General features: G+C 58.5%; 16 protein-coding genes and 3 tRNA genes. 15 read left to right on the top strand and 4 right to left on the bottom strand.

Annotated features, from left to right (window positions below; genetic code table 11):
- Nucleotides 1-72 precede the first annotated feature (72 nt).
- The 4 genes from EDC28_RS03215 to EDC28_RS03200 all read left to right on the top strand — a co-directional run bounded on the left by EDC28_RS03215 (nucleotide 73) and on the right by EDC28_RS03200 (nucleotide 1979).
- Nucleotides 73-1272 (top strand): Bcr/CflA family multidrug efflux MFS transporter, encoded by a 1200-nt coding sequence (locus EDC28_RS03215; RefSeq protein ID WP_211355715.1) that lies wholly within the window; start codon nucleotides 73-75, stop codon nucleotides 1270-1272.
- An 84-nt stretch (nucleotides 1273-1356) separates the two neighbouring features.
- A tRNA-Met gene (locus EDC28_RS03210) sits at nucleotides 1357-1433 on the top strand.
- 171 nt (nucleotides 1434-1604) lie between these two features.
- Nucleotides 1605-1681, top strand: a tRNA-Met gene (locus EDC28_RS03205).
- A gap of 221 nt (nucleotides 1682-1902) precedes the next feature.
- Nucleotides 1903-1979: transfer RNA gene (locus tag EDC28_RS03200), tRNA-Met, on the top strand.
- A gap of 587 nt (nucleotides 1980-2566) precedes the next feature.
- Here EDC28_RS03200 and EDC28_RS03195 read toward each other — a convergent pair.
- Nucleotides 2567-3472: a LysR family transcriptional regulator gene (locus EDC28_RS03195; RefSeq protein ID WP_336391491.1), complete on the bottom strand. Its 906-nt coding sequence runs from the start codon at nucleotides 3470-3472 to the stop codon at nucleotides 2567-2569.
- 86 nt (nucleotides 3473-3558) lie between these two features.
- Here EDC28_RS03195 and EDC28_RS03190 point away from each other — a divergent pair, with 86 nt between their 5' ends.
- Nucleotides 3559-4560: an NAD(P)H-quinone oxidoreductase gene (locus tag EDC28_RS03190; protein WP_123420651.1), complete on the top strand. Its 1002-nt coding sequence runs from the start codon at nucleotides 3559-3561 to the stop codon at nucleotides 4558-4560.
- Between the two features lie 25 nt (nucleotides 4561-4585).
- Here EDC28_RS03190 and EDC28_RS03185 read toward each other — a convergent pair whose 3' ends face one another.
- On the bottom strand, nucleotides 4586-5632 hold the full coding sequence (locus EDC28_RS03185) for an esterase-like activity of phytase family protein (protein WP_170164010.1): 1047 nt from the start codon (nucleotides 5630-5632) through the stop codon (nucleotides 4586-4588).
- Nucleotides 5633-5820: 188 nt separating this feature from the next.
- On the opposite strand from EDC28_RS03185, the gene EDC28_RS03180 reads away from it, so the two are divergent.
- Nucleotides 5821-7926, top strand: coding sequence for a putative bifunctional diguanylate cyclase/phosphodiesterase (locus EDC28_RS03180; RefSeq protein WP_123420649.1), 2106 nt, complete (start codon nucleotides 5821-5823; stop codon nucleotides 7924-7926).
- A gap of 29 nt (nucleotides 7927-7955) precedes the next feature.
- Here the strand turns inward: EDC28_RS03180 and gap are convergent, their stop codons facing one another.
- Nucleotides 7956-8960, bottom strand: coding sequence for a type I glyceraldehyde-3-phosphate dehydrogenase (gene gap / locus EDC28_RS03175; RefSeq protein WP_123420648.1), 1005 nt, complete (start codon nucleotides 8958-8960; stop codon nucleotides 7956-7958).
- A 128-nt stretch (nucleotides 8961-9088) separates the two neighbouring features.
- On the opposite strand from gap, the gene msrB reads away from it, so the two are divergent.
- Nucleotides 9089-9469, top strand: a complete 381-nt coding sequence (gene msrB, locus EDC28_RS03170; RefSeq protein ID WP_123420647.1) for a peptide-methionine (R)-S-oxide reductase MsrB — start codon at nucleotides 9089-9091, stop codon at nucleotides 9467-9469.
- Here the strand turns inward: msrB and EDC28_RS03165 are convergent.
- Nucleotides 9432-10298, bottom strand: coding sequence for a DUF2989 domain-containing protein (locus EDC28_RS03165; RefSeq protein ID WP_123420646.1), 867 nt, complete (start codon nucleotides 10296-10298; stop codon nucleotides 9432-9434). The genes msrB and EDC28_RS03165 overlap by 38 nt on opposite strands.
- Nucleotides 10299-10516: 218 nt before the next feature.
- Between EDC28_RS03165 and EDC28_RS03160 the strand changes: the two genes are divergently transcribed.
- The 8 genes from EDC28_RS03160 to EDC28_RS03125 all read left to right on the top strand — a co-directional run bounded on the left by EDC28_RS03160 (nucleotide 10517) and on the right by EDC28_RS03125 (nucleotide 18359).
- Complete coding sequence (locus tag EDC28_RS03160) at nucleotides 10517-11953, top strand: glyceraldehyde-3-phosphate dehydrogenase (protein ID WP_050660393.1); 1437 nt, start codon at nucleotides 10517-10519, stop codon at nucleotides 11951-11953.
- A gap of 97 nt (nucleotides 11954-12050) precedes the next feature.
- A complete protein-coding gene (locus tag EDC28_RS03155) occupies nucleotides 12051-13172 on the top strand; it encodes a M14 family metallopeptidase (protein WP_123420645.1) in 1122 nt (373 codons plus the stop codon).
- Nucleotides 13173-13278: 106 nt separating this feature from the next.
- Nucleotides 13279-14940, top strand: coding sequence for an alanine/glycine:cation symporter family protein (locus EDC28_RS03150; protein ID WP_123420644.1), 1662 nt, complete (start codon nucleotides 13279-13281; stop codon nucleotides 14938-14940).
- 60 nt (nucleotides 14941-15000) lie between these two features.
- Nucleotides 15001-15345: a zinc ribbon domain-containing protein gene (locus EDC28_RS03145; protein ID WP_050660396.1), complete on the top strand. Its 345-nt coding sequence runs from the start codon at nucleotides 15001-15003 to the stop codon at nucleotides 15343-15345.
- On the top strand, nucleotides 15345-15623 hold the full coding sequence (locus tag EDC28_RS03140; RefSeq protein WP_050660397.1) for a YeaC family protein: 279 nt from the start codon (nucleotides 15345-15347) through the stop codon (nucleotides 15621-15623). The genes EDC28_RS03145 and EDC28_RS03140 overlap by 1 nt, the downstream gene beginning before the upstream one ends.
- The gene (locus EDC28_RS03135) at nucleotides 15620-15841 is read left to right on the top strand and encodes a DUF1653 domain-containing protein (RefSeq protein WP_123420643.1); all 222 of its coding nucleotides are present in this window, start codon (nucleotides 15620-15622) and stop codon (nucleotides 15839-15841) included. The genes EDC28_RS03140 and EDC28_RS03135 overlap by 4 nt, the downstream gene beginning before the upstream one ends.
- Nucleotides 15842-15993: 152 nt before the next feature.
- Nucleotides 15994-17109 carry a glutamate 5-kinase gene (gene proB, locus EDC28_RS03130; RefSeq protein ID WP_050660399.1) on the top strand — a complete coding sequence of 372 codons (1116 nt, stop codon included), beginning with the start codon at nucleotides 15994-15996 and terminating at the stop codon, nucleotides 17107-17109.
- The gene (locus EDC28_RS03125; protein ID WP_336391490.1) at nucleotides 17106-18359 is read left to right on the top strand and encodes a glutamate-5-semialdehyde dehydrogenase; all 1254 of its coding nucleotides are present in this window, start codon (nucleotides 17106-17108) and stop codon (nucleotides 18357-18359) included. Before proB ends, EDC28_RS03125 begins: the two co-directional genes overlap by 4 nt.
- The last annotated feature ends 34 nt before the right edge of the window (nucleotides 18360-18393 follow it).

The raw sequence follows: 18393 nt of genomic DNA, 5'->3' as shown, positions 1-18393 counted from the left end.
CCCAGGCGCCCCTGCGCAGCGACGCCTTGATTGTGGCAAAATAAGCCGCCTTTTCTGCCTTGCGGAGCGCTTGTGTCCCGTGTGCCTTTCAGTTTGGTGGTGACCCTGGGTCTGGTTGCCATGCTGACCCCTTTTGCCATCGATATGTATTTGCCCAGCCTGCCGCGCATTGCCCGCGATCTTGGTGTTGCCAACGGCGCCGTGCAGGGCACGGTGTCGGCCTATGTGGCGGGTTTTGCCATTGGCCAGTTGTTTTTAGGCCCCTTGGCCGACAGCCTGGGGCGCAAACCGGTGCTGCTGTGGGGCACGCTGTTTTTCGCCCTCATCGCCCCGCTTTGCGCCCTGACCTCCGATATCGGCTTTTTGCAGCTGCTGCGGGTGGCGCAAGGGGCTGCTGGCGCCGCCGCTGCGGTGGTGATTTACGCCCTGCTGCGCGACTTGGTGGACGATAAAAACGAACTGGCCAAGCTTTTTTCCACCATCACCCTGGTGGTGACTCTGGCGCCGCTGCTGGCGCCGATGATTGGCGGTTGGCTGCTGACGCTGGGTGACTGGCACCTTATCTTTTGGGCGCTTGGCGGGGTAGGGGCAGCCACGTGCCTGCTGGTAAAAACCAAGGTGCCCGAGACTCTGACCGAGCGCAGCGAACTGGCCCTTGGCAAGGTGATGAGCAACTATCGCCAGCTGCTTGGCAACCCGGCGATGCTGGCGTTGATGCTGTGCTCGGGGTTGTCTTTTAGCGGCCTGATGGCCTTTCTGACCGCCGGTTCTTTTGTTTACATCCAGATCTACGGGGTCGAGGAAACCCATTTCGGCTACTACTTCGGCCTCAATATCCTGTCCCTGATGGCGCTGACCTTCTTTAACGGCCGCTTTGTTACCCGCTGGGGCGCCGAGCGCCTGCTGGTACTGGCACTTTGCATCCAGTTGCTGGCCGCCACCGGCGCCTTGCTGACGGTACTGCTGCACGGCCCCTTTGCCCTGCTGGTGGCCTGCGTAATGACCTACGTGGGCTGTTTGTCCATGGTGGGCTCCAACGTCATGGCCCTGGTGCTCGAGCAGGTGCCCAAGATGGCGGGCACCGCGTCGTCCCTTACCGGCAGCATGCGCTTTGGCATTGGCGCCATTGCCGGCTGGGCGGTGGCAGCGGTTACCGGCCATGACGACGTGGTGATGACCGGCGCCATGGTTATCTGCGCCAGCCTGGGGATTAGCTTTATTTATCTTTTGTACCGTCCAAATCGGCATAAAACCCTTGGAAGCGAGCACTAATACAGCAGGTTGCTGGCTTTATAGGCAGCCGAGCAAAGGTCGCTTGCAACGGCGCTGAAAGTCCGTATAGTGTGCCTCCACAGACGCGGGATGGAGCAGTCTGGTAGCTCGTCGGGCTCATAACCCGAAGGTCGTCGGTTCAAATCCGGCTCCCGCAACCAACTTAGATGTCTCCTTATTTTTTGATAAGTAGACCGACGACCAAGGTCGTCGCAGTGGGACTGCCCGTACAAATCTGGCTCCCGCAACCAGTTGAAAGTTAGTGCTTTTTTAAAGGGCTAACCACAAGAGACAACGCAAGGCGCTATACCAGAGCCAAGCTACAGAATTAACGCGGGATGGAGCAGTCTGGTAGCTCGTCGGGCTCATAACCCGAAGGTCGTCGGTTCAAATCCGGCTCCCGCAACCAATTTAAAAAGGTCAGCGAGTTTCGACAAGGCTGACCGACGGCCAAGGTCGTCGCAGTGGGACTGCCCGTACAAATCTGGCTCCCGCAACCAATTTAAAAAGGTCAGCGAGTTTCGACAAGGCTGACCGACGGCCAAGGTCGTCATCCGAACAGAAAGATGCACCGTATAAAGGTGCACCGACAACGCAAGGCGCCATACCAGAGCCAAGCTACAGAATTAACGCGGGATGGAGCAGTCTGGTAGCTCGTCGGGCTCATAACCCGAAGGTCGTCGGTTCAAATCCGGCTCCCGCAACCAAATCTAAAGGCCGACTGCAAAGTCGGCCTTTTTTAAATTTATTTCGACCTTCGGTCGTCGCAGCAGGGCTGCCCGTACAAATCCGGCTCCCGCAACCACATAAAAACCCCAGCCTCGGCTGGGGTTTTCTTTTACTGTATCCAGTACGACCTGCGGCCGTCGGACTGGGCGTCCCCGTACAAATCCGGCTCCCGCAACCACATAAAGACCCCAGCCTCGGCTGGGGTTTTCTTTTACTGTATCCAGTACGACCTGCGGCCGTCGGACTGGGCGTCCCCGTTCAAAGTCCGGCTCCCGCAACCAAATCTAAAGGCCGACTGCAAAGTCGGCCTTTTTTTTAAATTTATTTCGACCTTCGGTCGTCGCAGCAGGGCTGCCCAGCTCGGCGCCCCCGTTCAAATCCGGCTCCCGCAACCACATAAAGACCCCAGCCTCGGCTGGGGTTTTCTTTTACTGTATCCAGTACGACCTACGGCCGTCGCAGCAGGGCTGCCCAACTCGGCGTCCCCGTTCCTATCCGGCTCCCGCAACCAATAAGAAACCCAGCCTTGAGCTGGGTTTTCTTTTGTGCTCGAAGGCTAGTGCGCTCATTCCCAGGCCGCAAAGGCGCTGACGATATGGTGGATAACCGCGTCGATGCGGGCGGTGTGGCGAAGGTCTTGGTGGGTAACCAGCCAAATCTCATAAGGCCGGGCGCGCTGGCGCTCGGGCCAGACCCTGACCAGTCCATCTCGCTCGGCGATAACAATGGGCACTTCCCCCAGGCCAAAACCGGCGCTGATGGCGCTTCTAAGGGTGAGGCTGGAGTGGTGGCTTGAGACGATGCGCCCGGCGGCTATGCTCTCGCCGCCGAGTTTCAGCGGCTCCTGGCGATGCAGATGCGGCTCAAATACCACCAGATCGTGCCCGGCAAAGGCGCTGCCCCTGGCCGGTTCGCCGCGGCTTGCCAGGTATGCTTTCGAGGCATACAGCCCCACAGGCCAGGAGGCGAGGCGGCGGGTCAGTAAGTCTGGGTTGTCGGGCTTGATGGTACGCACCGCGATGTCTGCTTCCCGTTTGGCCATGTTGAGCAGCTGCGGCGAGATATTGAGGTTGACCTTGATATCGGGGTGCTGGCCGTTTAGCACCTTTAACGCCGGCAGCAGCAAGCCCAGTGCCAGAGAATCGGTGGTGGCCAGGCGCACTTCACCGGCTAGGCGCTGGTCGCTGCCCTGGGTGCGAGACACCAGCGCCTGGGCGGCGTTTTCCATCTCCAGCGCTGCTTGCAGTGCCAGCTCACCGGCGGCGGTTAGGCTGTAGCCTTGGGAGCTTCGTAAAAAGAGGGTGGCGCCCAGGGCTTTTTCCAAGAGGGCAAGGCGCCTGCCCACCGTTGCCTGATCAATACCCAGCATCCTTGCTGCTGCGCGCAGGCTGCGTTCTCGTTGTACCGCCAGAAAGATACGGGTGTCGTCCCAGTTCATCAGGCTCTCTTGGGTTTTGATGCATATTTGCATCAGTATATCGGAAAGATGCTGCGCTTTTTCAGCGGTTGAGCGGCGTATACTCAGGGCCTCTGATGCAAACCCAAGGAGCCACAACCATGGCCAAGATGATGAAAGCGATTGAAATTACCACCCCGGGTGGCCCGGAAGTATTGGTCGCGGGCGAGCGGCCGGTGCCGGTGCCTGCGGCCGGTGAGGTGCTGATCGCCATTCACGCTGCCGGGGTGAACGGGCCGGATCTCAAGCAGCGCCAGGGGCTTTATAACCCGCCTCCCGGCGCCACCGACATTCCCGGCCTGGAAGTGGCAGGCGAGGTGGTGGCCCTTGGCGAAGGGGCGAGCCGCTTTAAGGTGGGTGACAAGGTTATGGCTTTGGTCCAAGGCGGCGGCTATGCCGAATTCGTAGCGGCCAGCGAGCTGGTAACGGCGCCGGTGCCGGCGGGCCTTTCCATGGCCGAAGCGGCGGCGCTGCCGGAAACCTTTATGACGGTGTGGTTTAACCTCTTTATGCGCGGCGAGCTTAAAGCCGGTGAGAGCCTGCTTATTCATGGCGGCACCTCCGGTATCGGCTCCACCGCCACCATGCTGGCCAAAGCCCTTGGCGCCGGCCCCATCATCACCACAGTGGGCTCCGAGCACCACCGCCAGGCGAGCCTGAAGCTGGGGGCCGACATGGCCATCAACTACCGTGAGCAGGACTTTGCCAATGAGGTGCCTGAGTTTACCGGCGGTAAAGGGGTGGATGTGGTGCTGGATATCATCGGCGGCGATTATGTGGCCAAAAACTACAAGGTCGCGGCCATGGACGGGCGTATTGTGCAGGTCAGCCTGCTGCAAGGGGCGGCCAAGGAGCTAAACCTCTGGCCGATGCTGGCCAAAAGGCTTAAACATATGGGCTCTTTGCTGCGCCCGCAAAGCCCGGAGCAAAAAGCGGCTATTCTGGCCGATCTGCTGGCCAAGGCCGGGCACCTTATTGGCGAAGGCAAGGTGAAACCCCAGGTTTATGAAACCTTTGCACTGGATGACGCCAGCCAGGCCCACCGCTTGATGGAGTCGTCGGTGCATGTGGGCAAAGTGGTGCTAATCAATAGCGCGAAATAACAAGAGCCGCCTAAGGGCGGCTTTTTCATGGCTTAAAGCGCAACGCAAAAGCCCAGAACCAGCTTTGCTGAAGGTCAGAAAAGTTATCGTCGGCCACCATCAGCAGCAGTTGCGAGCCATCTTTTAGTTTGGGCCCAAGGGCCAGGCCCTCGGCGTTATCCAGCGGGACTCCAAGGGCGGTAAAGCTGGCCAGCAGGGTCTTTTTAACCGGCACTACCTGGTGGCCCTGCTGGCTGGTGAGGGCGCTGATGTCGGTGGCGCCTTGGGTACTCACTTGATAAAGGCGGATATCAAAGCCGTCTGGCACGCTAAAACTGCGCTCAAGGGCCAAAAGGTGGCCCTGGTTATCCAGCGCTTCCATGTCTGCCAGGCCGTTCATGGCAAAGACCCCCTCTGGGGCTTTGTCGATGTCGTAGCGGTACTGGGCGCCGGCCTTGCCGGTTTTGAGGTTGTAACTGAGGATGCGCACCCCGCTGGTATTACGGGAGGTGGCTTCGGGGCCGTCTTGTACCAGGGCCGACTCGGTGGCGGTATAGAGGGTGTGGCCATCGGGGCTGGCTGTTAACGACTCAAAGGCCAGGTTGTTGCGGATGCCAAAGTGTCCTTTGGGGACAAAGGCACCAGGAAGTGGCAGGTAGCGTTTGAGCTCGCCACTGGCCGCGTATTCTCCCACAAAAGGCGGCAGCCCCCTGGCCGCGTCGCCCTCCGATGAAATAAAAAGCCGCTTACCGGCAAGGGCGATGCCCTCGGCGTCGATTTTGCCATCGCCGTAGGCCCTGCCTTTTACGGTCAGGGTGTGGTGGGCCACCAGCTCAACCTTCTTTAGTCGGCCCTGATCCATCTCTGCCTTCAACACGTAATAGCGCGCCGGTGCCTTTTTTGAGCGGTCATCGCTGATGGCGACGAAAGTGTCGGTTTTGGCGTCGTAACTCAGGCCGGAAAGGCCGCCCACCGGGGTGTTGTCGTAATTAAATAGATGCGGCAGGGTCACCTGGCCCAGCGGGACGATACTGGCTATCTCCTTGGCAGATAAGGGCAGGGCGAGAAAAAGTAGCAGGGCGGCTATACGCATGAGTGGCATCTTGGCGCGAAAAGGCCATTTTAAGTGCTTCACCCCATAAATGTCATGAACGGCTACCGTGCGAATGTCTTTGAGGTCACAACGGCGTCTTTTAAGCCACGATAGTGGTTGTACCCAGGTTAGGCGGACTGTAACAATATCCGCCCTTTCTTATTAAAAACATTAGGCGAATCACTGAGATGCAGGGTTCTTATGACTGGGCACTGGTAGCTCTGTCCTTTGTTGTGGCCATGATGGCTTCCTATACGGCGCTTGATCTTGCAGGCCGGGTACGTGCCAGCAAAGGTCTGGCCCGCAGGCTGTGGCTTTGGGGCGGCGCTTTTGCCATGGGCACCGGTATTTGGGCCATGCACTTTATCGGCATGCTGGCCCTGACCCTGCCGGTGAGAATGGGCTACGACCTCACCATGACCTTGGTGTCGATGGTGGCCTCGGTGCTCTCGTCGGCGCTCGCCCTTAAGATTGTCAGCCTCGGCCGCCTCAACTGGCTGCGCTTGGGAGGCGGGGGCCTCGCCATGGGCACCGGCATCTGCGTGATGCATTATCTGGGCATGGCCGCCATGAAAATGGAGCCTGCCATCAGCTACGATCCGGCGCTTTTCTCGCTGTCGGTGGTGATTGCCATCAGCGCCTCTATCGCGGCGCTGTGGCTGGCGTTTCGTCTCAATGACCTGAGCCGGCGCACCCCGTTTTGGTATCGCCTGGCGGCAGCCGTGGTGATGGGCATTGCCATTTGTGGCATGCACTACACCGGCATGGCGGCGGCCAACATGTCGCCCCACAGCATGGGCATTGGCGCCAGTGCCATGGCGCCGGCGCAGTTGTCTATCACCATTGCCCTGGTGGCCGGCTGCATCATGGTGACCAGCCTTATCCTCTCGGTTTACGACGCGCACCTGGCCTCTCACCACGCGCGCATGGCCGCCTCCTTGCAGCAAGCCAATGACGAGCTTAAATCCATGGTGCTGCGCGATCCGCTGACCCGCCTGCCTAATCGGCTGTTGTTTGAAGAGCACCTCGATACGGTGCTGCGCCGCGCCAAGCGCCATTTGCTGCCGTTCTCGGTGTTTTTCGTCGACCTGGACCGCTTTAAAAACGTCAACGACTCCCTTGGCCACCACGTCGGCGACAGCCTTATCAAGGCGGCGGCCACTCGGCTGAGAGAAGCCCTGCGCGAAGACGACCTCATCGCCCGGGTCGGCGGGGACGAATTTATGGTGCTAACCCCGCCCGGTACCGACAAGGTGCAATGTGTGGGCATTGCTGCTCGCATCGTCGAGGCCATGGCCACCGCCTTTGAACTGGAAGGCAACGAAGTGCGCATCTCTTCGAGCGTCGGTGTCAGCTGTTACCCGGAGAACGGCGCTGACGCCCACGAGCTGATGATCCACGCCGATGCCGCCATGTACTACGCCAAGGCTGGTGGACGCAATAACTTTCAATTTTTCGAAGCCGGTATGGTCTCGATGGCGGAGAAGCGCAACGTGCTGGAGCGGCGCCTTCGCCTGGCGCTGGAGGAGGGCGGTTTGAGCCTTGCCTACCAACCCAAGATTGCCACCAGCGACGATGCCCTGACCGGCCTTGAGGCGCTACTGCGCTGGCATGACGAAGAGCTTGGCACAGTCTCGCCAGATAAAATCATTCCTCTGGCCGAAGACACCGGCCTTATTTTGCCCTTGGGTGAATGGGTGCTGCGCACCGCTTGCATTCAAACCGCCCGCTGGCATGCCGAAGGGCGCATTACGGTGCCGGTAGCGGTGAACCTGTCGCCGGTGCAGCTTAACCAGCACGATTTTGTGGACATGGTGAAAAGGGTGCTGGATGAAACCGGCCTTGACCCGCGCTTTTTGGAGCTGGAGCTGACCGAAAGTGCGGTTATGCAAAACCCCGACCGGGCGCGTGGCATTTTGCTTGAACTGAGGCGGCTGGGCATTTTGATCTCCATCGACGATTTTGGCACCGGCTATTCCAACCTGGCCCAGCTCAAACGCTTCCCCATCGACCGGCTCAAGATTGACCGCTCCTTTACCGCCGGGGTGATGCGCGATGCCCAGGACGCCGCCATCGTTCAGGCAGTGATTGCCCTGGCCCATAGCCTGCAATTGGATGTGGTGGCAGAAGGGGTAGAAACCCGCGAGCAGCTGGACTTTATCCGTAGCCTGCAAGGGGAGCAGTACCAAGGGTATTTGTGCTCAAAAGCCCTGGCAGCGGAAGAGTTTGAAGCTTTTTTGGATGAGTGGCAGAGCCAATCGCTACCGGCCTCGGCGTTATTGGCCGAGCATTGAAAATGGGGCCCGTTGGCCCCATTTCATTTTTACTTGGCGGCCATCATGGCCGTGGCGGTATCGAGCATCCGGTTGGAGAAACCCCACTCGTTGTCGTACCAGCTCATCACCTTGACCAGGCGGCCCTGTACCCGGGTTTGGGTGGCGTCAAAGTTGGATGAAAAGGCCACGTGGTTGAAGTCCATGGACACCAGCGGTGCGGTGTTGATGGCCAGCACTTCGGACAGCGCGCCATGGCTGGCCGCTTCGCTGAGGATGGCGTTCACTTCTTCGATGCTGGTGTCGCGACCGGCGGTGAAGGTCAGATCCACCAAAGAGACGTTGGCAGTGGGTACCCGTACCGCCATACCGTCCACTTTGCCTTTGAGGGCCGGAACCACCAGGCCCACCGCGGCGGCAGCGCCGGTTTTGGTGGGGATCATGTTGAGCGCGGCGGCGCGGGCACGGTGCAAGTCCGAGTGGTACACGTCGGTCAGGCGCTGATCGTTGGTGTAGGAGTGAATGGTGGTCATCAGGCCGCTTTCGATACCCAGGGTATCGTTCAGGGGCTTGGCGATGGGCGCCAGACAGTTGGTGGTACAGGACGCATTGGAAACAATGGTCATGTCCTTGGTCAACACGTCATGGTTGACGCCATAGACCACGGTGGCATCCACGTTCTTGCCAGGGGCGGAGATCAAGACCTTCTTGGCGCCGGCTCCAAGGTGCGCCTTGGCGCTTTCACCGGTGGTGAAAAGGCCGGTACACTCGAACACGATGTCAATGCCAAGCTCGCCCCAGGGCAGTTTGGACGGGTCACGCTCGCTGTAAATGGCAATGGCTTTGTCGTTGATGTACAGCGCTTTTTCGTCGTGGCTGACCTTGGCGTTAAAGCGGCCGTGAATGGTGTCGTACTGGGTCAGGTGAGCATTGATGGCAGCATCGCCCAGATCGTTGATGGCAACGATGTCGATGTCATAGCTTTTCTCGGATTCGAAAAGTGCGCGCAGGATGTTGCGACCGATACGACCATAACCGTTAATGGCAACCCGCATGATAGTGTCCTTATCTGCTATTGCTGAAAGAAATTGGTAGTAAATTTACAGAAAGGCCGGCAGTTATCAAGTCCTATCCGCCACAAAGCCGGTCTTTATGAAAACAAATTACATAAACGGAGTGTTTTATGAGCAAAGAAGGTTGGAAAGGCCCTCTGAGCGCCGCCGCTGAAGCGGTCACCCAGCAAGGTGCGACTGAAAGACCCTTTACCGGCGAGTACCTGCATGAGGATAGACCAGGGGTTTATCACTGCGTGGTATGCGGACAAGCCCTGTTTATGTCGGAAACCAAGTTTGATGCCGGCTGTGGTTGGCCGTCGTTTTTTGAAGCGGTATCGAGCGGGGCGGTGCGCTACCTCAAGGACACCAGCCACGGCATGATAAGAACCGAGATCCGTTGCGGTAACTGCGATGCCCATCTGGGCCATGTGTTTGACGACGGCCCTGCCCCCACCGGGCAGCGCTATTGCCTTAATTCGGTAGCGCTGAGCTTTGAGCCGCTGAGCTAACACTTGCCTTATCCTGGCCGGGCTGCGGGTCCAGCTCGGCCATCTTGGGGTCAAAGCGGTTTTCGCTGATGGCCTCGTCCACCCCTTCGGCCAGAGCATCAAGCTCGGTCATGCGTTTTTCGTCATTCTTCAGATATTGCTCCAGGTTGCGCGGGTCAATAGCCACGCCATGACGCTGGGCAATGCGGGTCCAAAGGTAGGCGTCCTGGTAGCGAAAACTCTGCATCGATAAGGTGGCCAGGGTTTGGAAGATCTCCGGGTTGATGGTGCTCGACTCCCGGGGCAGGGCCAGGCCCTCTATCAGTAATCTGAAGGTCTTTTCCCTGTCGCTTTTGGCGTAGTAGCCAGCCAACATGGTTTTGAGTTCCAGGGTGTTAAAAGCGCCGGTGCCTTCCAAGAGCAGGAACAATTTCAGGGCGTGTTCGTCTTCAAATCGGGTAAAGCGGTAATAAAGAAGGTGGGGGTCCTGGCTGCCTTTGTATTGCTCTTGCAAGGCTTTGAGATCTTTTAACGACTCGATATAGGCCTCGCCCCGGGCGCTTTGCCGCTCTTTGAGGTTCTTGTGCACCACCCCTGAGGCCTTGGCCATGCAGTCGCGGTAGGCCTCGGTATCGAGCAGCAAGCGGTAGCCCTGGTAGCCAGGATCTGCGGTTAACTGGCTGACATCATAGCGCTGGCGGATAAGCTCGGAGCGTTCGTTGCGGCACCAGCCGTCGGTATTGAGCCGGGCGCACAGTGCTGGGTAGTCGGTGCAGATCTCCTGCAAAGAGGGTTCACTTTTACAGGCGACAAGCAAGGTAAGGGGGACCAAGCACAGCAACTTTTTCATGAACGCCCTTCTTTTGTTGTTTTCGTGGAAGTCAGTTTGGCAACGCAGGTTAAGGCTGACAATACCAAAACTGTCGGTGCTCGCACATTGTGTGGCGAAAGCGATTGCCCTTGGGTAAAATTGCGACCGCCTGACGGGACCACCAAGAAATTCCGCAGGCCCCTACAAGATGTAAGCGACCAAATCGGCGCCCACGACGTGAAACAAAAGGAAACCCCATGAGCAACACGCAACCGGATATCTATTTGAAAAGCTGGCAAGAGCGTCAGGAACTGGCAGAACAGATGCAACCGCTGATCGGCCGTCTGTACCGCAATTACGGCGTAGAGCTGGTGGTATACGGTAAACCGTTGCTCAACGCTTCTACCATCGAGATCATCAAGGCCCACCGCCTGGTGCGTCAGTTTGAAGGCGAAAAATTGCGCCTGCGTGAGTGTTTCCCGCTGGTGGAAGCCCTGTCCAACATGAAGTTGGCCCCGGCCCGTATCGACATCGGCAAGCTGGCGGTGAACTACCTGAAAAACCACGGCGACAAGTCTGTTGACGCCTTCTTGCGCGAAGAGCTGAGCGATATCGTCGACCACGACGACAACATGAAGCCCAAAGACGTGGTGCTGTACGGCTTTGGCCGTATCGGCCGCCTGCTGGCGCGCCTGCTGATTGAGCGCACCGGTCCCCAGAACAAACTGCGCCTGCGCGCCGTGGTGGTACGTGGCGGTAAAGACGGCGACCTGCAAAAGCGCGCCAGCCTGCTGCGCCGCGACTCCATCCACGGGCCTTTCAATGGCTCCATCTGGGTGGACGAAGAAGCCTCTGCCATCGTCGCCAACGGTTGCTACATCAAGGTGATTTACGCCAACCAGCCCGAAGACATCGATTACACCCAGTACGGCATCGAAGACGCCCTGGTTATCGACAACACTGGTGTCTTCAAAGACGACCAACTGGGTCGTCACCTGGAAGCCAAAGGCGCTGGCAAGGTGCTGCTGACCGCGCCCTCCGGCGGCGACGTGAAAAACATCGTCTACGGCGTCAACAACGACATGATTCTGGCCGAAGACAAAATCATCTCTGCCGCCTCCTGCACCACCAACGCCATTACCCCGGTGCTCAAAGCCATCAACGACAAGTACGGCATCGAGTACGGCCACGTTGAAACCGTGCACTCCTACACCAACGATCAGAACCTGATTGACAACTACCACAAGGCTGAGCGCCGTGGCCGCAGCGCCCCGCTGAACATGGTGCTCACCAGCACCGGCGCCGCCAAGGCGGTAGCCAAGGCTCTGCCTGAGCTCAAGGGCAAGCTGACCGGCAACGCCATCCGCGTACCGACCCCCAACGTGTCCATGGCGATTTTGAACCTGACCTTGAAGGACAATGTCAGCCGTGAAGAAGTGAACAGCTACCTGAGCGAGACTTCCCTGTTCAGCGACCTGCGTGACCAAATCGATTTCACCACGTCTACCGAAATCGTCTCAAGCGACCTCGTCGGCTCCCGTTACGCCGGCGTGGTGGACTCCCAGGCCACCTTGGCCCAGGAAAACCACATCGTGCTGTACGTGTGGTACGACAACGAATTCGGTTACTCCTGCCAGGTGGTGCGTGTGGCCCAGGACATGGCCGGTCTTTACTACCCCAGCCTGCCGCGTTAATAGGCAGTTGGGTCATCAAAGGCGCCTTGCGGCGCCTTTTTTTGTGCCTTGGCGTGTTAAGCTTACCCCTTATCCTCACCAAGAAGGACCCGAGAACATGCATATCTCCGCCGGTTTTGACAGCGGTAACATCCAGGTGCTGAAGGCCGACAGCTGCGACGATATCCAGCTGGCCATCCACAAGGACCACCAATCCGATTTTTACCAGTGGTTTCACTTTCGCCTGCACGGCGAGCGCGATCAGCAATATGTCATGAAGATCACCAACGCCGGTGGCGCGGCCTATGCCCCCAAAGGCTGGGAAGGCTATCAGGCGGTGGCATCCTACGACCGCCAGACCTGGTTTCGGGTCCCCACCGAGTTTGACGGCCAGAACCTGACCATCCGCCACTTTCACGAAGAGCCGGTGTGCTATTACGCCTACTTCGCGCCCTATTCTTGGGAGCGCCATCAGGATTTGATTGCGGGCTCCCAGCAAAGCCTTGATTGCACCCCGGTGCACCTGGGCGAAACCCTCGATGGCCGCGAGATGACCATGCTGGTGGTGGGCGATGAAGCCGCCACCAAGCGCAAGATCTGGGTCATTGCCCGCCAACACCCCGGCGAAACCATGGCCGAGTGGTTTATGGAAGGCTTCATCGGCCGCCTGCTGGACGACGAAGACGGCGTGGCCCGGGCCCTGCTTAACGACAACGTCTTCTACCTGGTGCCCAACATGAACCCGGACGGCAGCGTGCGGGGCCACCTGCGCACCAACGCCGTGGGGGTGAACCTCAACCGCGAATGGCAAAACCCCTCCATGGCGCAAAGCCCCGAGGTGTTCTTGGTGCGAAAAGCCATGGAAGAGAAGGGCCTGGACCTGTGCCTGGATGTGCATGGCGACGAAGGCCTGCCTTATAACTTCCTGGCAGGCTCCGAAGGGACCCCCAGCTTTAACGACGATCTTAAAGCCGCCCAAGACAGCTTTAAAGAAGCGCTGCTGAGCGTAACCCCGGAATTTCAGACCCAATATGGCTACGACATCGACGCCCCAGGCGAGGCCAACATGACGGTGTGCACCAACTGGGTAGCCGAGCGTTTTGGCGCCCTGGCCTACACCCTTGAGATGCCGTTCAAGGACAACGCCGACCTGCCCGACGCCGACTACGGCTGGTCGCCGAGCCGGGCTCAGCAACTGGGTGAAGACGTGCTCACCGCACTTTGGAGACACCTCAAATAATTGCGATAAAAGGGGCCGCGTGAGCGGCCCTTGTTCTTGTTAAAGAGCTGTTGCTGTGTCAGGGTAAGGGCTTCATTATAAAAACGATTTGGAGCCCCCTTTATCCATGGAAGCATTCAATAACTGGCTGCTCGTCCTCGACAGCTTCCTGGGCAGCTCAGCCTGGTTCCCTTACGTCCTGTTGGGCGTTGGCCTCTTCTTCACGCTCTATCTTGGTTTCCCGCAAATTCGTTATTTCCGCCAAGCCTGGCGGGTGGTTACCGGCAAGTACGATCACTCCCACATGAAGGGAGACACCTCCCACTTTCAAGCCCTGTCTACCGCGCTTTCCGGCACCGTTGGTACCGGTAATATCGGCGGTGTCGCCTTTGCCATTTTCCTCGGTGGCCCGGCGGCGCTGTTTTGGATGTGGATGACCGCCTTTTTGGGTATGACCACCAAGTTTGTGGAAGTGACCCTGTCCCACAAATACCGTGACCGCGCCCCGGACGGCACCATGGCCGGCGGCCCCATGTACTACATGGACAAACGCCTGAACATGAAATGGCTGGCGGTGATCTTCGCCATCGCTACCGTGATCAGCTCTTTCGGTACCGGCAACTTGCCTCAGAGCAACAACATTGCCCAAGGTATGGAGGCCACCTTCGGCATCAAGCCCATTATCACCGGCTCGGTGCTGGCCATTTTGCTGGCCATGGTTATCCTCGGCGGCATTCACCGCATTGCCAAGGTCACCTCCAAGGTGGTGCCCTTTATGGCGGTGTTCTACGTGCTGGGAGCGCTGTCGGTTATCGCCATGAACATCGACAACCTCTGGCCGTCCTTTAAATCGGTGATAAGCGACGCCTTTACCGGCGCCGCCGCGGCCGGGGGCTTCTTGGGGGCGAGCTTTGCCTACGCCTTTAACCGCGGGGTAAACCGGGGCCTCTTTTCCAACGAAGCAGGGCAGGGCTCGGCGCCCATTGCCCACGCCTCGGCCCGTGCCGACGAGCCGGTGTCTGAAGGCATGGTGTCCATCCTTGAGCCCTTCATCGACACCATCATCATCTGTACCCTCACCGGTATGGTGATCCTCTGCTCCGGGGTCTGGACCGAGAAGTTCGAGAACAAGTTCGAACGCGCCGACATGACCATCGTTGCCGGCCATTACTCCGATAAAAACGACACCGACGTCAAGCAGCTCTACGCCTACCTCAACGACAAACCCAGCGACGTGAAAGTCTTTAACGGCGCCGTGAAAGTGGAAGAGGGCAAGGTGGTTGGCGGTGACCCCATCACCGTGCTGAACGCCCGCTCCGTGGGCGAAGACGTGCGTTTTCGGGTGGGGGGCCATCCTTACACTGGCCTGTTGGATATCAGCAAAGGGGCCATTGTCGACCCGGACGTCAATGTCATCGGTAAATCCCTGGTGCACTCGGCGCAGCTCACCACCAAGGCCTTTACCAAGGGCTACTTTGGGGACTACGGCCAATACATTGTCTCCATCGGCCTGCTGTTGTTTGCGTTCTCAACCTCCATTGCCTGGTCCTACTATGGTGACCGGGCCATCATCTACCTGGTGGGCTACAAGTGGGTGATGCCGTACCGGGTGGTGTATGCCTTCGGCTTCTTATGGGCGGCGGTCAGCGACACCACCTTGGTGTGGAACCTGGCGGCGGTGGCCATCGTATTGATGGCGCTACCCAACCTCTTTGGCATCATGATGCTGGCCAGGGAGATGAAGCAGACGGTCCGGGATTACTGGGCCAATCTCAAGGAAAAGGAATAAAAAAGGGGGCGCCGAAAAGCGCCCCTTTTTGTTACCATGTCGCTCCTGAAAGGAGGACTGATGGCCATTGTTCATTGTTATGCCTGCGGTAAACGCATTTCCGATAAAGCGCCGTCCTGCCCCCATTGTGGCGCGGTGCGAAGCTCAGATCCTGAGGCGGTGGCCGAGGCTCGGGTTCGCCAACAGTCGATAAAACTCTCCAAGTTCAATAACGGCTCCATGCTGGCTCTGGTGGCAGCTGGCCTCGGCTTTTTAGTGCTGTGGTTTTTGTCATCGCGCCCCGAATTGGTGCCGGAGCTGCAGCCCACCATCAAGTGGTTGGCCAAGGCGCTGCTGGCCGTGGGGCTGACCGGCTATATCGTGTGCCGGGTAATGATGGTTTGGTACAAGCGAAAAGGGGGTTGATGATGTTGTCGCAAATGGTTGCCAGTATGGACGAAGCCACGTACCTGCGGTTGCGTGACGCCGCTGAGACCGGTAAATGGCCGGATGGCACCGCCCTTAACGAAGAGCAGCGCGGTAATTGCCTGCAACTGGTGATGGCTTACCAATCGCTGCGCCTGACCGAGCACCAGCACATGGAAATGGGCCCCGGTGGCGAACTGGTGCAAAAGTCCAAGCGTGAGCTCAAAGCCGCCTTTAGCGGTGGTGACGAGCAGGAAATCATGAGGACCAAGCTATAAAACCCGGTATCTATCGCCACTACAAAGGCAACCTCTATCAGGTGTATGAGGTGGCCCGGCACAGCGAAACCGAAGAAGAGCTGGTGGTATACCGGCCCTTATACGGTGAGGGGGCGCTGTGGGTCAGGCCCCTTGGCATGTTCACCGAGATGGTGGACACTGCCGACGGCCCCAAGCCGCGCTTTGCGTGGCTTAAAGACAGCAACGACACCCTCTAAAGGCTCCCTCGGGAGCCTTTTTAATTGGCTACGAATCATGTTTAAGCCAGCATATAAGGCGAAACCTGTAAATCAGGCATTTATATAACCAATTTTCATTAGTAGGCGAATGATGTTAGAGTATTAACTCATTTTTTCGAGGAGTTTCACTCATGTCGACGCCTACCTGGCGAAGAGCAGTTCTCAAAGTTGGTAGTGCCCTGATCGCCCCTGATGGCAACGGGTGCAGTGCCAAATACTTGTTGGCCATTGCCCGCTTTATTACCCAGTGCCGGGAGCGCGGTATCGATATCGTGCTGGTTTCCTCCGGTAGCGTGGCCGCCGGGCGCAGTCATTTCGATTTTTCCCACCAAAGCTTGCCGGTGGCCCTGAAAAAAGCCATGGCCGCCGTGGGGCAAAACGAAATGATGAGCAACTGGTCGCGGTTCTTCGACTTTCCCTGCGCACAGGTCTTGTTGACCCATGGCGACTTGGGTGACCGTGAGCGTTACGTCTCTATCAAGAACACCATAGAGGCGCTGCTGGAAAACCAAATTTTGCCCATCGTCAACGAGAACGACACCGTGGCAACCGACGCCATGAAAGTGGGTGACAACGACAACCTGGCAGCCATGGTGGCCACCGTTGCCGATGCCGACACCCTGGTGATTTGCTCAGACGTGGACGGCCTCTACGACAAGGACCCCACTGTCTTTAGTGACGCCAAGCGCCTGCCGGTGGTGGAAGAAATTGACGACCACATTTTCTCCCTGGCCGGGCCGCCCCGTAACGCCATCGCCACTGGCGGTATGCGCACCAAGGTAGAGGCGGCCGAAAAGGCCTCCAGCCACGGCATCGATACTTATATCGTTAACGGCCGCGATGGTGATACGTTTGAGCAGCTGCTGCGCGGTGACAACCCGGGGACGCTGTTTTGCAAACACCATACGCCGCTGTCCAACCGCAAGCACTGGCTGCGCCATACCATCAAAGCCCAAGGGGCGGTGGTGGTTGACCACGGTGCAGCCCAAGCGGTGGTGGAAGACGGCGCCTCGCTGCTCAGCACCGGGATAACGGATGTGGAAGGCGAGTTTGAACGGGGTGATGCGGTGATCATCCGAGAGGGCGACAAGGCCCTGGCCAAGGGGATCTGTCAGTACAGCTCCTGGGAGCTTAACTATCTTAAGGGCCGCCATGCCGGCACCATTAACGATACCGTTGAGCCCGGCCACCCGGACGAAGTGATCCACCGCGACAACCTGACGATTTTGGAGGAAAACTATTCATGATGATGGCCAAAGCCAAAGAATATGCCGCCGCCTGTGCCAAAGCCGCCAAGGTCTTGGCGAGGCTGACCACAGCGCAGAAAAACGCCGTGCTGAGCGACATGGCCAATGCCCTTCGTCAAAGCCACGGTCCCATCCTCAAGGCTAACGAGACCGACATGGCCAATGGCCGCGACAAGGGCCTTGATAACGCCATGCTCGACCGCCTGCAACTGACGCCGGCCCGTATCGACGCCATGGCCGATGCCATCGATTTTCTGGTGGGCCTGCCCGACCCTGTGGGTGAACGCCGCCTGGTGGAAACCCGCCCCAATGGCCTGAAAATCGAGAAGATGCGCATTCCCCTTGGCGTGGTGTGCATGATTTACGAAGCGCGTCCCAATGTCACTGCCGATGCCGGCGCCCTGTGCCTTAAATCCGGTAACGGCGTTATCCTTCGCGGCGGCCGCGAGGCCCTGCAATCGAGCCTCGCCATTGCCGAGGCCATGCGCCCGGCGCTTATCGCCCATGGTATTCCCGGCGCGGCCATTACCGTGATTGACGACCCTGACCGCGAGCTGCTGCTGGCGCTGTTAAAGCAAATCGACGATATCGATTTGGTTATTCCCCGTGGCGGCGAGGGCCTTATTCGCTTTGTGACCGAGCAAAGCCGCATTCCGGTTATCCAGCACTTTAAAGGGGTCTGCCACCTGTACGTGGATAAAGAGGCCGATCTCGATAAGGCCTTTAATATCCTGATGAACGGTAAAACCCAGCGCACCGGGGTGTGTAACGCCTTGGAAGGCCTGTTGGTACACCAAGACGTCGCCGAGACTTTCTTGCCGAAAGTGGCCAAGGCCTTTGGTGAAAAGGGCGTCAAGGTGCATGCCGACAGCGCCACCGCCGGTTATTTTGCCGGCGCCGAGCTAATGGGCGAGGACGACTACGGCCAGGAATACCTGGCGCTGGAAATCGCCATTCGTCAGGTGCCGGACTTTGACGGTGCCGTGGCCCATATCGAGCGCTTTGGCAGCCAGCACACCGAGGTGATTGTTACCGAAAATAACGACACCGCAACGGCCTTTCAGCAACAGGTAGACTCGGCCGTGGTGATGGCCAATGCCTCTAGCCGTTTTTCCGACGGCGGCGAGCTGGGCCTGGGGGCCGAAATCGGCATCTCCACCTCGAAACTGCACGCCTACGGGCCCATGGGGCTGGAGGCCCTGACCACGGAAAAATTCGTGGTGACCGGGGCCGGTCAGGTTCGCGAATAATTCATGATCCGGCCCTTGGCCGGATCATTTTTTT

It is taken from the genome of Gallaecimonas pentaromativorans (assembly GCF_003751625.1).
In the GTDB taxonomy this organism is placed as follows: Bacteria; Pseudomonadota; Gammaproteobacteria; order Enterobacterales; family Gallaecimonadaceae; genus Gallaecimonas; species Gallaecimonas pentaromativorans.
The sequence above is the reverse complement of the archived record's forward strand: the minus strand, read 5'-3'. Positions and strand labels throughout refer to the sequence as shown.

Excerpts from the sequence above, each read along its gene's own strand:
- EDC28_RS03190 (WP_123420651.1), top strand. The coding sequence starts at position 3,559 with ATGGCCAAGATGATGAAAGCGATTGAAATTACCACCCCGGGTGGCCCG.
- msrB (WP_123420647.1), top strand. The coding sequence starts at position 9,089 with ATGAGCAAAGAAGGTTGGAAAGGCCCTCTGAGCGCCGCCGCTGAAGCG.
- gap (WP_123420648.1), bottom strand. The coding sequence starts at position 8,960 with ATGCGGGTTGCCATTAACGGTTATGGTCGTATCGGTCGCAACATCCTG.
- proB (WP_050660399.1), top strand. The coding sequence starts at position 15,994 with ATGTCGACGCCTACCTGGCGAAGAGCAGTTCTCAAAGTTGGTAGTGCC.
- EDC28_RS03145 (WP_050660396.1), top strand. The coding sequence starts at position 15,001 with ATGGCCATTGTTCATTGTTATGCCTGCGGTAAACGCATTTCCGATAAA.
- EDC28_RS03125 (WP_336391490.1), top strand. The coding sequence starts at position 17,106 with ATGATGATGGCCAAAGCCAAAGAATATGCCGCCGCCTGTGCCAAAGCC.
- EDC28_RS03140 (WP_050660397.1), top strand. The coding sequence starts at position 15,345 with ATGATGTTGTCGCAAATGGTTGCCAGTATGGACGAAGCCACGTACCTG.
- EDC28_RS03150 (WP_123420644.1), top strand. The coding sequence starts at position 13,279 with ATGGAAGCATTCAATAACTGGCTGCTCGTCCTCGACAGCTTCCTGGGC.
- EDC28_RS03160 (WP_050660393.1), top strand. The coding sequence starts at position 10,517 with ATGAGCAACACGCAACCGGATATCTATTTGAAAAGCTGGCAAGAGCGT.
- EDC28_RS03195 (WP_336391491.1), bottom strand. The coding sequence starts at position 3,472 with ATGCAAATATGCATCAAAACCCAAGAGAGCCTGATGAACTGGGACGAC.
- EDC28_RS03155 (WP_123420645.1), top strand. The coding sequence starts at position 12,051 with ATGCATATCTCCGCCGGTTTTGACAGCGGTAACATCCAGGTGCTGAAG.
- EDC28_RS03180 (WP_123420649.1), top strand. The coding sequence starts at position 5,821 with ATGCAGGGTTCTTATGACTGGGCACTGGTAGCTCTGTCCTTTGTTGTG.
- EDC28_RS03165 (WP_123420646.1), bottom strand. The coding sequence starts at position 10,298 with ATGAAAAAGTTGCTGTGCTTGGTCCCCCTTACCTTGCTTGTCGCCTGT.
- EDC28_RS03185 (WP_170164010.1), bottom strand. The coding sequence starts at position 5,632 with ATGCGTATAGCCGCCCTGCTACTTTTTCTCGCCCTGCCCTTATCTGCC.